Below are 13,844 nucleotides of genomic sequence, written 5' to 3'. Positions count from 1 at the left end.
GCGCCCTAATCGGCCCTGAACCGCATCATGCCGACGAGCCGCGCCTCCACGCCGTCCACCAGCGGATCGGCGAGGATGCGCTTCGGATCGACCGGGCCAGGCAGAAGCAGGGTCGGCGGCACGATGGGACGAAAGCCGAGCGGCCCGTAATAAGGCGCATCGCCGATCAGGATCACCACCTCGGAGCCGGCCCCTGCGGCGGCTTCGACGGCAATGCGCACCAGATTGCGGCCGATGCCCCGGTTCTTGTGGGAGGGGCGGACGGCGAGCGGGCCGAGCATGTGGCCGGCGGCCTTGCCGGCCCAGACCGGGGTCAACCGCACCGAGGCAATCACTGCGCGTCCATCCAGGCAGACGAAGGACAGCGCGCGATCATGCGGGCCCTGCTCGCGGATGCGGCTTGCCGTGCGCGCGAAACGCCCGGGCCCGAAAGCCTCGTCGTTGATCTCTTCGATGGCGTTTTCGTGGGAAACCTCTTCGGGGAGGTAGCACAGTTCGCTTGTCATGATTTTGAGCCTGTCGGAATTACGCAAATGAAAGCCGCCGGAGGGGTTCTCCGGTTCTCGATCTTCAATCAGCGTCGTCGCAGGATCCGCATGACAAATTCCAGTTTGTGGGTCGTTCGCCACTAGCAGGAAAACGCAGCCCCGTCCAGCACGCGGACCGCAAAAGCGAAATTTCCGTTGACCCGGAACACAGTGTCAAACGTTTCAGCACTGGCAAAGCTTTATCCGGGCCGTATGTAAAGGACAAAGAGAGGAATGAAAGGAGCATCCGATGGGCATGCTGGAAGACGGCGTCTGGAAGGACGTCTGGTACGACACGAAGAAATCCAAGGGCCATTTCAAGCGCGAAAGCTCGCAATTCAGAAACTGGATCACCGCCGACGGCTCTGCCGGCCCGGACGGCGAAGGCGGCTTTGAAGCCGAAAAAGGCCGCTACCACCTTTACGTCGCCTATGCCTGCCCCTGGGCGCACCGCACCCTGATCTTCCGCAAGCTCAAGGGGCTCGAGGATTTCATTGACGTCTCGGTCGTTGATCCCCTGATGCTGGAGAACGGCTGGGAATTCAAAAACCGCGACGGCGGCACCGATGACCCGATCAACGGCGCTGACTACCTCTGGCAGGTCTATACAAAGGCCGATCCGAAATATACCGGCCGCGTGACCGTTCCCGTCGTATGGGACAAGAAGCGCGAGACCATCGTTTCCAACGAGTCCGCCGAAATCATCCGGATGTTCAATTCCGCCTTCGACCACCTGACCGGCAACGACCTCGATTTCTACCCGGACAAACTCCGCGGCGAGATCGATGACATCAACGCCATCGTCTACGACACGGTCAATAACGGCGTCTACAAATCCGGCTTCGCCACGACGCAGGAGGCCTATTCGGAGCATGTGCAGAAGCTGTTCGAAACGCTCGAAATGCTGGAGAAACGGCTCGGCGAAAACCGCTATCTCGTCGGCGACGCTCTGACGGAAGCCGACTGGCGCCTGTTCACCACGATGGTGCGTTTCGACCCGGTCTATGTCGGTCACTTCAAGTGCAACCTGAAGCGCATCGCTGACTATCCCAACCTGTCAGGCTATCTGCGGGAACTCTACCAGATGGAGGGCATCGCCGAGACGGTCAATTTCGACCACATCAAGCGCCACTATTACGGCTCTCACAAGAACATCAATCCGACGGGCATCGTGCCCGAAGGGCCGATTCTCGATCTCGACGCGCCGCACGGACGAGACAGGGGCTGACGGCAGACAAAGGGGCGCGCCCGCTTGCGACGCGCGCCCTCGCCGTCTATGAGTTTTCCATGTTCAAGCTTGCACATATTTCAGACATTCACCTTGGTCCGCTGCCGCAGCTCTCGCCGCGCGAGCTGGTCTCCAAGCGCATTACCGGTTTCCTGAACTGGCACCGCAACCGCCGCAAGCATCTGGGCAAGAACACGCTTGAAAACCTGCTTCTGGCGATAGCCGACGAAGCGCCGGACCACCTTGCGATCACCGGAGACCTCGTCAATCTTGCGACGACCAAGGAAATCGAGAACGCCGCCGAATGGCTGAAGAGCGTCGGCCCGGCTAAGGACGTTTCTCTGGTGCCCGGCAATCATGATGCCTATGTCGGCGGGGCTTACGCCAAGGTCTCCAAGGCCTGGCACGATTACATGCAAGGGGATGCGGAGCGGCCGCTCAGCGAGACGTCGGATGCGCTGACCTTCCCCTATCTGCGGCGGCGCGGGCCGGTGGCGATCATCGGATGTTCATCGGCCATCGCCTCGCCGCCCTTCATGGCGATCGGCACGTTCGGAAAGAAGCAGGCGAGAGCCACGGCCGAACTATTGCGCCAGGCCGGCGAGGATGGGTTGTTCCGCATCGTGATGATCCATCATCCGCCAGTGCGCGACGCCGCCGCCAGACACAAGAGGCTGCTCGGCATAAGGCGCTTCCGTGCGGCCCTTTCGACAGGCGGCTGCGAGCTCGTGCTGCACGGACACACTCATCTCAACACGGTCAGCTTTATCGAAACGCCCTACGGCAAGACGCCGGTGATCGGCATTGCCGCCGCCGGACAGGGCACCGGTGGCAAGAAGCCGCCATCGGCGTTCAACATGATCACGGTCAGAGGCAAGCCGGGAAAATGGGAAATGCACTGCCAACGGCACGCGCTTGATGCTGCAAGCGGTTTGATCGAACCCGAAGCCGAATTCGCCTATTCCTATGCCGAGCCTGCGGCGGAATAGGCGTCAATCAACCCGTTGATGCTCAAGGACAGCGCTGTCCCCACCTTCGCGCATTCGCCGCCGCCAAGACCGTTCCAGCCCATGGCATTCTTCACGGCATCCGGACAGATCCGGAAATACATCGATTGCCCCATGATGGCGAAGCTGAGCACCCTGGTCTCCTCGGCGTCCGGGTCCCGTCCGCTCGCGCGGCCGAGCAACTGAGCGATATGGGTGTGCAGCGGCTCTGTAACCTGCGCGTAGAGCAGGTCGAAGGCTTCGCTGCGCTGGGTGATAAAGCGCATCATGAAGGCGGAAATCGCATCGGCGTCACTTCGCCCCTTGATCGGCGTCACCATGCGAAGCGCGATCTCGAGAAGTTCCTCGCGCGCGGCTTCGGGCGCAACCTCATCAGGAACCGGCTGGAGAACATCGCTTCCGAGCCGCTCCGAAATCGCCTCGATCACATAATGCGCGCAGGCGATCAGCAGTCCAGGCTTGCCGCCGAAATGATAGGCGATGCTGCCGATATTGGCGCCGGAACGCTCTGCGATCTTGCGTGTCGAGACGGCATTGTAACCAAATTCAGCGAACAGGCGCAAAGCGGTCGAAATGATCGCCTGACGCGTGGCTGCGGCTCCCTGCAGATTATCAGTCATGACCTGTTTGATTTGCCCTCGGTTGGGCGGTGAGCCGCCCGGTTTTCGTTATTCTTCTTCAACGCTATTGTTCACTTGATTGATCCATTCCGCAAGGCCCCGTTCTGCTCCAGCCACATTTCTGCCCCAATTTCTCCTCAGCGAGACCAGAATGCGATCCGACCATGATCATGCCCGAATAAGCCGGTTCGGAGTCGGTTCAGTCTTGGTTCGACAAAGTGAACCCAACCCCTTGTTTCCGGCCCTTACAAGGGGCAATATCCCGCGCGAACTTCGCGCTGTCAGACGTCAAGGACCGGATCCGGTCAAACCATTCTCATTTTCAAGGAAGCGATGGACATCTCCGTCAGAACCAACAAGTCCGGGAATATAGGTGGCAAGAAGCGCAGAAAACGCTGGCTTCCGGCCCTGGCCTGCTGCGGCTTTCTCGGCATCGGCATCGCCGTCGGCGCGACCCTGTCGCGCGATAGCTCCGGCGCTGCGGAGACGGTCGACCTGTCACTGGAACAGTCGACCGACTGGATCGACGATGTCTGCGCCAATTTCCGCATCTTCGGCCGGAAATACCAGCCGATCACGGATATCGGGCCGGAAGACACTGCAGCCGTCACCGATCTCGTCCAGCGCACGACCGGCCTCGACATGAACGTCCCGACATTCGAGGAAGGCGCACGGATATTCGAGGGTGCCCGCATCGTCGCGATCGATCGCACGCCGGGGGTGGAGCTGTTCTACCGCAACAGCGCGGGCGACCTGCTCTCGGTTTTCATCCTCGCGCGCCCGGCGACGCTCGACAACGAGATCACCGATGTTCAGGAGACAATCCGCGACAATCTCACCGTCGCCTGGTGGCAGGGCGAACGCGCGCTTGTCGCCATCGTCGGCCCGTCATCGGACACCGATATGCCGGCGCTCGCACAATCGGCCTATCTGAAACTGTAAGATTGCAATTGAGGGAACGGACGGCGCCAGCCCTGCCGGCGCCGCCATGATGCGGTTACGCGCGCTCGGCGAGGATTTGGTTCGCCGCCGAGACAATCGCCTCCAGCGACGCCGCGACGATATTGGTGTTGATGCCGGCGCCGAACATGCGGCCGCCGTCATACTTCACCTCGACATAGGCAATCGCCTTGGCATCCGAGCCATGGTGGAGCGAGTGTTCGGAATATTCCTCGACCGTCAGCTTGATGCCGAGATAGGCCGACAGCGCGTTGATGAAGCCGTCGACCGGGCCGTTGCCCTTTGCGTCGATCCGCTTTTTCTCGCCATTGTCCGTGATCTCGGCCGTCACAACGCGCACGCCCTTTTCCGCGCCTTGCGGATAGGTGTGGTGATCGACGAACTTGATCCGGCCGTCCGGCTGGTCGACATAGTGCTCCATGAACACGTCATAGATGCGCTTCGACGGCAGTTCGCGTCCTTCCTCGTCGGTGATCTTCTGGATCAGTTCGCGGAAGGCCACCTGCAGGCCGCGCGGCAGGTTGATGCCGTAGTCGCTCTGCATGATATAGGCGATGCCGCCCTTGCCCGACTGAGAATTGATGCGGATGATCGCCTCATAGGTGCGGCCCACGTCCTGCGGATCGATCGGCAGATAGGGCACTTCCCAAACCGGCTTGTTCGCCACGCGGATCGCCTTCATGCCCTTGTTGATCGCATCCTGATGCGAGCCGGAGAAGGCGGTGTAGACCAGTTCGCCGACATAGGGGTGGCGCTCAGGGATCGTCATCTGGTTGGAATATTCGTAGACGTCCTTGATCCGTTCGATCTCCGAGCAATCGAGTTCCGGATCAACCCCTTGCGTGAACATGTTCAGCGCCATGGTGACGATATCGACATTGCCGGTGCGCTCGCCATTGCCGAACAGCGTGCCCTCGACGCGGTCGGCGCCGGCGAGCAGGCCCATTTCGGCAGAGGCAATGCCCGTGCCGCGGTCATTATGCGGATGGACCGAGATCAGCAGGTTTTCGCGGTTGTCGAGATTGCGGCACATCCATTCGATCTGGTCGGCATAGATGTTGGGCATCGACATCTCGACGGTCGACGGCAGGTTGATGATCAGCTTGTTGTCCGGCGTCGGCTTCACCTCGGCGATCACCGCGTTGCAGACCTCCAGCGCCACGTCCAGCTCCGTACCGGTGAAACTCTCCGGCGAATATTCGAAGCGATAGCCGCCGCCGGCCTTTGCCGCCATGTCGGTGATCATCTTGGCCGCATCGACGGCGATCTGCTTGATGCCGGCGACATCCTTGCCGAACACCACGCGCCGCTGCAACTCACTCGTTGAATTGTAGAAATGCACGATCGGCCGGTGCGCGCCTTCCAAAGCCTCGAAAGTGCGGGTGATCAGTTCCGGACGGCACTGCACCAGCACCTGCAACGAGACGTCCTCGCCGACATTGCCGTTTTCAACACACCAGCGGGCAAAATCGAAATCCGTCTGCGAGGCCGAGGGGAAACCGATCTCGATTTCCTTGAAGCCCATGTCCAGCAACAGCTGGAACATGCGCGCCTTGCGGTCGTGACCCATGGGATCGACCAGCGCCTGGTTGCCGTCGCGCAGGTCGACGGAGCACCAGATCGGCGCCTTTTCGATGCGCTTGCCCGGCCACTGCCGGTCGGAAAGATCGATCTGCGGATAGGGCTGGTACTTGGTGGCGGCCAGCGGCATGCCCTTGGCATTGGTGGAATGTTTCGCGTCCATTGTGGTCCTCATATCCGGCCCGCCTTCTGCCGCCTTTGAGGCGCAGTCAGGCTTCGGCCATTCTCGTTGTCTTAAACTGTTCGGGAATGAAGGAGCGCTTGGTGCCAAGCGGCTTTCCGGCCGCCGGGCGCTCCTCAAAGGACCCGGCAACCGCTGTTAAGGCCGAGAAGAAGGAGCGAGTTTGGCGCGCGCATGACGGCGGCGGCGGCGCTTGCGCCACCCGAAAACCTGCCCTGCCGAAATGCGTTCAACGTAATCATGCCGATTTCCATAGCGGCAACAGCCGCCGATTGCAATTCAAAAAAACGCGTCAGCCGCCGGCATGCCTTCTCTTCGCCAGACCTTTGATGCCGGTGATGGCGAGCCCCGCCGCCAGCCCCCAGAAAGCGCCGGAAATGCCGAAAAAGCCGACGCCGGAGGCGGCAACCAGGAAGGTGATCGCGGCTGCCTCGCGCGCGTCCGGCTCCTTGAAGGCGGCAAGGGCGGCGGCGGCAAAAGCGCCGATCAGGGCAAGGCCCGCAACCGCCTCGATCAGAATCGGCGGCGCAAGCGAAACCAGCGCGACGACCAGCCCGCTCATCAGTCCGAAGACCACATAGCCGATGCCGGCAACGATCGCGGCCCAGTAGCGTCGTTTCGGGTCGGCATGGGCGTCCGGCCCCGCGCACATGGCCGCCGTGATCGCGGCAAGATTGACGCCGTGCCCTCCGAAGGGGGCGGCAACAAGCGAGAACAGGCCGGTCAGCGAGAACATCCGGCCGGCCGAAGGACGGTATTCGTTGATGGCAAGGATGGCGACCCCGGGGATATTCTGCGAGGCCATGGTGACGATGAACAGCGGAAGCGCCACGGAGATCGTCGCCTGCAGGCTGAAGGCGGGCGTGACCCAGACCGGCAACGGCGCCGCCTCGCGCCAGACATTGCCCCAGCTGCCGGCAGGAAGATCGACGCCCAAAACCAGAACCAGCACCAAGGCGCCAAGGGCGGCCGGCACGGCAAGAAGCCGGTTGAAGGCGCCGGCAACGACGAAGGCGATGATGATCGGCAGGCCCAGCAGCGGATCGAACTTCACCGCCTCGACCGGCGCAAAGCAGAGCGCCAGCAGGACGCCGGCCAGCATGGCATTTGCGAGCGGCGCGGGAATGGCGGAAATCGCCCGGCCGACCGGCTTCAGCAGGCCAGCGGCGATGATCAGGAGGTTGGCGACGATGAAGGCGCCGACCGCTTCGGCAAAACCGCCCGGCAGCGTTCCGGCCGTCGCAAGCAGCGCCGCCCCCGGCGTCGACCAGGCAATCGAGACGGGCATGCGCGTGACGGCAGAGATGACGATACCGGCGATACCCATGACAATCGACAGCGCCATGAGCCCGGAGGCCGATTGCGCCGGACTTGCGCCGATGCCCTCAAGTCCCTGCAGCACGACGGAAAACGAACTGGCAAAGCCAACAAAGGCGACCAGCAGCCCCATGAACAGGCTTTGCGCCGAAAAATCCTTGAGCATGTCCCCTCCGACCTGCGAAAGCCATTGCAGTATATAGGGGACCGGCCTCCAGGCAGCCGCCTTTCCCCTCTCCGCGCGTTACCCTCGGGTTCCGGTTTAGCCATCAGTCGCGTTTCCCTGATGGTCATTCTGCCCTCCACCCGCGTCATGCTCGGGCTTGACCCGAGCATCCAGGCGATTCAAGTCACTGAATTCAGGAAGAATTCTGCTGCCATTTGCCGTGCAGCATGGATCCTCGGGTCAAGCCCGAGGATGACGCATTGGGAGCGCGGTTGGCGTCCATCATGCGCCGGACCAAAGCCCGACGCCGGAATGGCGTCCCTTTCGCTCAGATCTCGTCCTGCGCGGTCACGATCCGCGACACGAGGCCGTATTCGATCGCCTCCTGGGCGGAGAGCCAGTAGTCGCGGTCGATATCCTTGGCGATCTTTTCCGAGGGCTGGCCAGTGGCGTCGGAGAAGATCTTGATCAGGCGCTCGTTCATCTTGATGATCTCGCGGGCCTGGATCTCGATATCGGATGCCGGACCGCGGGTGCCGCCGGAGGGCTGGTGCAGCAGGAAGCGCGTGTTCGGCAGGCAGATTCGCTGCTCCTTCGGCGCGGCGGCATAGATCAGCGCGCCGGCGGAGGCGACCCAGCCCGAACCGATCATGACCACCTTTGGCTTGATGAACTTGATCATGTCGTGGATCGAATCGCCCGATTCCACGTGACCGCCCGGCGAATTGACGAAGACGCGGATGTCCTCGTCGGAGACAGCGGCCATGGCCACGAGCTGCGAGCAGACGCGCTGGGCGAGTTCCTGCGTGATCGGGCCGTAGATGAAGATCGACCGCGACTTGAACAGATTGGCTTCGGCTTCCTTGCCCAGGGGCATTTCGGTCTTCTTGTCGTCTTCTTCGTCGCTCATTCGGCATCTCCAGAGGTAAATGTTCTGCTACCCGACTTAATGCGAATGTCGCGGCAATACAATGTCCCCTTCCCTTGCGGTCGCCCCGCAAATCTTTCGGCCGCCTTGAAAGGCTGCCGGGCTGTCACCACGTCAGTTCGGTCAATTCGATATCCGGGCTCTGCGCCCGGCGCATTTCTCTTCGGTTTTCCCAAGCGCAGCCGGACGCCGGCAACCGGAAAGCCGTCAATCACATCAAATGAAAAGGCAGGACCATGCGTTACAACCGACTTGGGAATTCAGGCCTGAAAGTGTCCGAACTCTGTCTCGGCACCATGACCTTCGGCGGCAAGGGCTTCTGGACCGCGATCGGAGAGCTCGATCAGGGAGCCTCGGAAGAACTGGTCAAGGTCGCGATCGATTCGGGCATCAATTTCATCGACACCGCCAATGTCTATTCGGAAGGCCTGTCGGAGGAGATCACCGGACGGGCGCTCAAGAATCTCGGCATACCGCGCGACGAGGTGGTGATCGCCACCAAGGTGTTCGGCGGCATGGGTGAAGGGCCGAACGGCCGCGGCTCGTCGCGTTACCACATCATGGAACAGGTGAAGGGCAGCCTTTCTCGGCTTCAGACCGACCATATAGACCTCTACCAGCTCCACGGCTTCGACAACACGACGCCGATCGAGGAAACGCTCGAGGCCCTCGACACGCTCGTGCGCCACGGCCATGTGCGCTATGTCGGCGTCTCCAACTGGGCGGCCTGGCAGATTGCCAAGGCGCTCGGCATCTCCGAGCGCAAGGGGCTCGCCTCCTTCCAGTCGCTGCAGGCCTATTACACCATAGCCGGCCGGGATCTTGAACGCGAGATCGTACCGATGCTGAAATCCGAAGGCGTCGGGCTGATGGTCTGGTCTCCGCTTGCCGGCGGGTTCCTCTCGGGCAAATATGACCGCAACAACCAGTCTGACGGCGAGGGCCGTCGGGTCAATTTCGATTTCCCGCCGGTCGACAAGGAACGCGGTTTCGCAACAATCGACGTGATGCGCGAAATCGCCGAAGCCAAGGGCGTTTCGGTGGCGCAGATCGCGCTTTCATGGCTGCTCTACCAGCCCGCCGTCACCAGCGTCATCGTCGGCGCCAAGCGGACGGACCAGTTAAAGGACAATATCGAGGCGACCGACGTGGAACTGACGGCGGAAGAGATGGAACGTCTCAACGACGTTTCCGCACTGCCGCGCGAATATCCCGGCTGGATGCTGGAGCGTCAGTCCGGCGGCGAGACCGTTTCGCCGCCGCGCGTGCCGAAATAGGCGACGCGCCGACCTTCCTGAACCTGAGGCCGCCCCGCTTTCGCCGGGCGGCCTTTCCGTTATCGGCCTGCTACGTCATTTTCCGTGTGGACACCGGCCAATCGGCGGCGATAGTCTGAACCCGTTGATTTCATGCAGCGCCTCTGGCGCACTCACCAAAAGAGGGAACAATGTTCAAGCGCATCGCCAAAAGCGCCGGCCTGTCCGCCGGTCTTCTTCTCGCAGCCGCAGCACCGGCCTTTGCCCATCTCAATCCCGCCGAGCACGGCTCCTTCATGGCCGGTTTCTCGCATCCGCTTTTCGGCGCGGATCATATCCTGGCAATGGTTGCAGTCGGCATCTGGGCTGCGATGATCGGCGGACGCGCGATGCTCGTGGTTCCGGCATCCTTCGTCATCACCATGAGCATCGGCTTTGCACTGGCGCTTTCCGGCGTGTCGCTACCCTTCGTCGAGCCGGCCATTCTAGCCTCGGTCGTTGGTCTCGGCCTGCTGGTGGCGCTTGCGGTCAAGGTTCCGACCCCGGTTTCGGCCGCTGTCGTTGCCGTGTTCGCGCTGTTTCACGGCTTTGCCCACGGCACGGAACTCGGCGGCGCCGGCGCCATGACCTTCGGCCTCGGCTTCATGGCCGGCACAGCGCTTCTGCATGCCGCAGGCGTCGGCCTCGGCATCGGTCTCAACCGTTTCGGCGGCATGACGCTGTCGCGCCTCCTCGGTGCTGCCACAGCTCTTGCCGGCCTTGCGATGATGGCCGGCTGAGACGACAAAGTGGCTGGACAGAATGCCGAGCGGCCGGGTCTTTCCCGGCCGTCTTGCGTTCAGTCGATCCGCACCCGCACCCCGTGCGGCTTGACGCCTTCCGGCTCCACATGGATGGCAAGCGTTGAACCCGGGATTGCCTTCTTGATCGCCCCTTCCAGCCGGTCGCAGATATCGTGCGCCTCGCCGACGGTCATGTCTTCGCTGACCACCAGGTGAAAATCGATGAAGGCGGCGGAGCCCGCGCGGCGGGTCTTCAGGTCGTGGACGTCGGATGAACCATCGGCATTGTCGAGGATCGCCTTGCGGATCGCGTCCTCCTCGTCGCCCGTCAGGGCCGCATCCATCAGCCCGCCGACGGATTCGGCAATCAGCTGCCAGCCGGCAAAGAGGATGTGCGCGGCAACGGCGAGCGCGATCAGCGGATCGAAGATCGGATAGCCTGTCGCAAGCGCAATGCCAAGGCCAATGACGACGCCGACCGAGGTGACGACGTCGGTGCGGATGTGCTTGCCGTCGGCCACCAGCGCCGGCGAGCGCATCGACCGCCCGGCCGAAATCAGCACATAGGCCCAGACACCGTTGACGAGGCTTGCGAAAATGTTGACGCCGAGGCCCAGGCCGACATCAGTCGGCATGGACGGGTCAAAGAGTTCGCCGATGGCTTCCTTGAAGATCAGGAGCGCGGCAACGACAATCGCCACGCCCTCGATGACAGCGGAGATGTATTCTGCCTTGTGATGGCCGAATTGATGATCGTGGTCAGCGGGCTTGGCGGCATAGACGATCGCAACGAAGGCGGCGATTGCGGCCACCACATTGACGATCGATTCCAGCGCGTCCGACAGAAGCGCCACGGAGCCGGTCAGATGCCAGGCGAGAAGCTTGATCCCGAGCACGAGAAGAGAGAGCGGTATCGTCCAGAATGCCAGTGTCCGCGTACGACCTGCGCCGCCGCCTTTTGCTTGCCCACCAGTCATCGGAAATTCCCGTCTTGCTCAACGACAGGCCGGATCAGCCGTCCGGCGCTGTCGATCTGCTACCCCCTCTACGCGACAATGGCAAGACAGACTTCAGCCTGCCGCCTTTTTGCTCCCCAGAGCTTCGCCGGAACGGTCTACCAGCTTGCCCACCACGTTCTCGATGATGCGCATGCCGGCATCGCCGCCAAGCGTCATGATCGATTCGGGATGGAACTGCACGGCGGCAACCGGCTCATGCGCGTGCTCGATGCCCATGACGATGCCGTCATCGGTCTCCGCCGAGATGGCGAATTCGCTCGGCAGTTGCACCGCATCGGCGAAGATCGAATGATAGCGGCCGACGGTGATCTCCTTCGGCAGGCCATCGAAAAGACGCCCCGGTTCGAGGATACGGATCCGCGACGGCTTGCCGTGCATCGGCACTGCAAGCTGCCGCAATGTGCCGCCATAGGCTTCCGCCAGCGCCTGCAGGCCGAGGCAGACGCCAAAGATCGGCAGGTTGCGGCTGCGCGCCTTCTTGATCGTCTCCTTGCAATCGAAATCTTTCGGCATGCCCGGTCCCGGCGACAGGACAACGAGGTCCGGCGCGATCCGGTCGAAGGTTTCATCTGCCACCGGCGAGCGCACGGTCGCAACCTCCGCCCCGGTCTGGCGGAAATAATTGGCGAGGGTGTGGACGAAACTGTCTTCATGATCGACAAGCAGGATCTTCAGCCCCGCGCCGATCTTCGACACCGACCGCGCGGCAGGTTCAAGTTTTTCTGCATCCGCCTCGCGGATGGCCGCAAGCATGGCTGAAGCCTTCAATTCGGTCTCCGCTTCTTCCTCATGGGGATCGGAATCGTAAAGCAGGGTCGCCCCGGCGCGCACTTCCGCCGTGCCGTTCTTGACCCGGATCGTGCGCAGCGTCAGACCGGTATTCATGTCGCCATTGAAGCCGACCATGCCGATGGCCCCGCCGTACCAGGCGCGCGGGCTCTTCTCATGGTTCTCGATGAAGCGCATCGCCCAGAGCTTGGGCGCGCCGGTCACCGTCACCGCCCAGGCGTGGCTGAGAAACGCATCGAAGGCGTCCATGTCAGGGCGCAGACGCCCCTCGATATGGTCGACCGTGTGGATAAGACGCGAATACATCTCGATCTGGCGGCGGCCGATGACCTTGACCGAGCCCGGCTCGCAGACCCGGCTCTTGTCGTTACGGTCGACATCGGAACACATGGTCAGTTCGGATTCGTCCTTCTGCGAGTTCAGCAGCTTGAGTATCTGCTGGCTGTCCGCAATCGGGTCCTCGCCGCGCTTGATCGTGCCGGAGATCGGGCAGGTCTCGATCCGACGGCCGGTCACGCGCACGAACATTTCCGGCGATGCGCCGATCAGATATTCCTGGTTGCCGAGATTGATGAAGAAGGAATAGGGCGACGGGTTGGTCGTCTTCAGCCGCTTGGAGATCGCCGAGGGCTTGCTGGCGCAGCGTTCCATGAACTGCTGGCCGGGCACGACCTCGAACAGGTCGCCGCGCACGAAGCTTTCCTTCGCCTTGGTGACGAGTTCGGCATATTCGCCCTTGTGGTGGTCGCTGCGGGGCGGCAGGCTGTTGGAGGGGCGGAACGGATCGGACGCGATGTCCTCGCCCTTGCCCTCCGTTGCAATCCCGTCCTTTTCAAAGTCATAGCGGTCGATCCAGGCCTTGGCGGCGTGGTTGTCGACCATCAGCACCTCGTCGGGCAGGAATAGCACCATGTCGCGCTGGTCGGCCGGGCGCTCCAGTTTCAGCTTCACGGCGTCGAACTGGAAGGCAAGGTCGTAACCGAAGGCGCCATAGAGCCCGAGGCTCGCATCCTCATCGGAATGGAAGAGATCGACGATGGCGCGCAGCACGGTGAAGACGGTCGGGGCCTTGGAGCGCTCTTCCTCGGTGAACTGACGGTCGGGTTCCGCCACCTGAAGATCGATCCGGCGGGCCGTGCGGCCGGTTATCGTCACCGGTTCCAGCGCTTCCACGACCGGGAGGATGAGCGCAAGCAGGGCCTCGCCGCGTCCGTTGAAGGCCTCGATCCACATGGTGCGGCCATTGCAGGAAATGGCGGCCGGCGGATCGATGACGGCGGTGTCCCAGCGCGTATAGCGGCCCGGATATTCGTAGTTGGACGAAAAGACCGCGCCGCGACGCTCGTCCAGCCTGTCGATATAGCTCGATACGGAATCGCCATAGGGCACGAAACGGCGGGTGCGCGTAATCGTCACGCCGCCCTTCGTCTCGTAGCTTTCCCCGCCATCCGGCCGTTCATGAAGGCTCATTGTCCCTGCTCCA

General features: G+C 62.2%; 12 protein-coding genes. 5 read left to right on the top strand and 7 right to left on the bottom strand.

Features of this window, described 5'->3' with window-relative positions:
• Window positions 1-5: 5 nt before the first annotated feature.
• A complete protein-coding gene (locus tag FF124_RS04825) occupies window positions 6-506 on the bottom strand; it encodes a GNAT family N-acetyltransferase (protein ID WP_246072173.1) in 501 nt (166 codons plus the stop codon).
• 271 nt (window positions 507-777) lie between these two features.
• On the opposite strand from FF124_RS04825, the gene FF124_RS04820 reads away from it, so the two are divergent.
• On the top strand, window positions 778-1,755 hold the full coding sequence (locus FF124_RS04820) for a glutathione S-transferase family protein (RefSeq protein WP_138747342.1): 978 nt from the start codon (window positions 778-780) through the stop codon (window positions 1,753-1,755).
• A 59-nt stretch (window positions 1,756-1,814) separates the two neighbouring features.
• A complete protein-coding gene (locus tag FF124_RS04815) occupies window positions 1,815-2,744 on the top strand; it encodes a metallophosphoesterase family protein (protein ID WP_138747341.1) in 930 nt (309 codons plus the stop codon).
• On the opposite strand, the gene FF124_RS04810 is transcribed toward FF124_RS04815, so the two are convergent.
• Window positions 2,720-3,382: a CerR family C-terminal domain-containing protein gene (locus FF124_RS04810; protein ID WP_138747340.1), complete on the bottom strand. Its 663-nt coding sequence runs from the start codon at window positions 3,380-3,382 to the stop codon at window positions 2,720-2,722. The two genes, FF124_RS04815 and FF124_RS04810, sit on opposite strands and share 25 nt — an antisense overlap.
• 333 nt (window positions 3,383-3,715) lie before the next feature.
• On the opposite strand from FF124_RS04810, the gene FF124_RS04805 reads away from it, so the two are divergent.
• The gene (locus FF124_RS04805; RefSeq protein ID WP_138747339.1) at window positions 3,716-4,324 is read left to right on the top strand and encodes a hypothetical protein; all 609 of its coding nucleotides are present in this window, start codon (window positions 3,716-3,718) and stop codon (window positions 4,322-4,324) included.
• A gap of 55 nt (window positions 4,325-4,379) precedes the next feature.
• On the opposite strand, the gene leuA is transcribed toward FF124_RS04805, so the two are convergent.
• The 3 genes from leuA to FF124_RS04790 all read right to left on the bottom strand — a co-directional run bounded on the left by leuA (window position 4,380) and on the right by FF124_RS04790 (window position 8,497).
• Window positions 4,380-6,086 (bottom strand): 2-isopropylmalate synthase, encoded by a 1,707-nt coding sequence (leuA, locus tag FF124_RS04800; protein WP_138747338.1) that lies wholly within the window; start codon window positions 6,084-6,086, stop codon window positions 4,380-4,382.
• Window positions 6,087-6,396: 310 nt separating this feature from the next.
• Window positions 6,397-7,587, bottom strand: coding sequence for a benzoate/H(+) symporter BenE family transporter (locus FF124_RS04795; RefSeq protein WP_138747337.1), 1,191 nt, complete (start codon window positions 7,585-7,587; stop codon window positions 6,397-6,399).
• Between the two features lie 328 nt (window positions 7,588-7,915).
• On the bottom strand, window positions 7,916-8,497 hold the full coding sequence (locus tag FF124_RS04790) for an ATP-dependent Clp protease proteolytic subunit (protein ID WP_138747336.1): 582 nt from the start codon (window positions 8,495-8,497) through the stop codon (window positions 7,916-7,918).
• Window positions 8,498-8,751: 254 nt separating this feature from the next.
• Between FF124_RS04790 and FF124_RS04785 the strand changes: the two genes are divergently transcribed.
• Both FF124_RS04785 and FF124_RS04780 read left to right on the top strand, forming a co-directional pair.
• Window positions 8,752-9,792 carry an aldo/keto reductase gene (locus FF124_RS04785; protein WP_138747335.1) on the top strand — a complete coding sequence of 347 codons (1,041 nt, stop codon included), beginning with the start codon at window positions 8,752-8,754 and terminating at the stop codon, window positions 9,790-9,792.
• Window positions 9,793-9,974: 182 nt separating this feature from the next.
• Window positions 9,975-10,550: a HupE/UreJ family protein gene (locus FF124_RS04780; RefSeq protein ID WP_425462507.1), complete on the top strand. Its 576-nt coding sequence runs from the start codon at window positions 9,975-9,977 to the stop codon at window positions 10,548-10,550.
• Between the two features lie 59 nt (window positions 10,551-10,609).
• Here the strand turns inward: FF124_RS04780 and FF124_RS04775 are convergent, their stop codons facing one another.
• Both FF124_RS04775 and FF124_RS04770 read right to left on the bottom strand, forming a co-directional pair.
• Window positions 10,610-11,530 carry a cation diffusion facilitator family transporter gene (locus FF124_RS04775; RefSeq protein ID WP_138747333.1) on the bottom strand — a complete coding sequence of 307 codons (921 nt, stop codon included), beginning with the start codon at window positions 11,528-11,530 and terminating at the stop codon, window positions 10,610-10,612.
• A 93-nt stretch (window positions 11,531-11,623) separates the two neighbouring features.
• The gene (locus FF124_RS04770; protein WP_138747332.1) at window positions 11,624-13,831 is read right to left on the bottom strand and encodes an anthranilate synthase; all 2,208 of its coding nucleotides are present in this window, start codon (window positions 13,829-13,831) and stop codon (window positions 11,624-11,626) included.
• Window positions 13,832-13,844: the final 13 nt, after the last annotated feature.

This window comes from Martelella lutilitoris, from assembly GCF_005924265.1.
GTDB lineage: Bacteria > Pseudomonadota > Alphaproteobacteria > Rhizobiales > Rhizobiaceae > Martelella > Martelella lutilitoris.
Note: the sequence above shows the minus strand (reverse complement) of the source record. Positions and strands in the feature narration are given on the sequence as shown.

Excerpts from the sequence above, each read along its gene's own strand:
- FF124_RS04825 (WP_246072173.1), bottom strand. The coding sequence starts at position 506 with ATGACAAGCGAACTGTGCTACCTCCCCGAAGAGGTTTCCCACGAAAAC.
- FF124_RS04820 (WP_138747342.1), top strand. The coding sequence starts at position 778 with ATGGGCATGCTGGAAGACGGCGTCTGGAAGGACGTCTGGTACGACACG.
- FF124_RS04815 (WP_138747341.1), top strand. The coding sequence starts at position 1,815 with ATGTTCAAGCTTGCACATATTTCAGACATTCACCTTGGTCCGCTGCCG.
- FF124_RS04810 (WP_138747340.1), bottom strand. The coding sequence starts at position 3,382 with ATGACTGATAATCTGCAGGGAGCCGCAGCCACGCGTCAGGCGATCATT.
- FF124_RS04805 (WP_138747339.1), top strand. The coding sequence starts at position 3,716 with ATGGACATCTCCGTCAGAACCAACAAGTCCGGGAATATAGGTGGCAAG.
- leuA (WP_138747338.1), bottom strand. The coding sequence starts at position 6,086 with ATGGACGCGAAACATTCCACCAATGCCAAGGGCATGCCGCTGGCCGCC.
- FF124_RS04795 (WP_138747337.1), bottom strand. The coding sequence starts at position 7,587 with ATGCTCAAGGATTTTTCGGCGCAAAGCCTGTTCATGGGGCTGCTGGTC.
- FF124_RS04790 (WP_138747336.1), bottom strand. The coding sequence starts at position 8,497 with ATGAGCGACGAAGAAGACGACAAGAAGACCGAAATGCCCCTGGGCAAG.
- FF124_RS04785 (WP_138747335.1), top strand. The coding sequence starts at position 8,752 with ATGCGTTACAACCGACTTGGGAATTCAGGCCTGAAAGTGTCCGAACTC.
- FF124_RS04775 (WP_138747333.1), bottom strand. The coding sequence starts at position 11,530 with ATGACTGGTGGGCAAGCAAAAGGCGGCGGCGCAGGTCGTACGCGGACA.
- FF124_RS04770 (WP_138747332.1), bottom strand. The coding sequence starts at position 13,831 with ATGAGCCTTCATGAACGGCCGGATGGCGGGGAAAGCTACGAGACGAAG.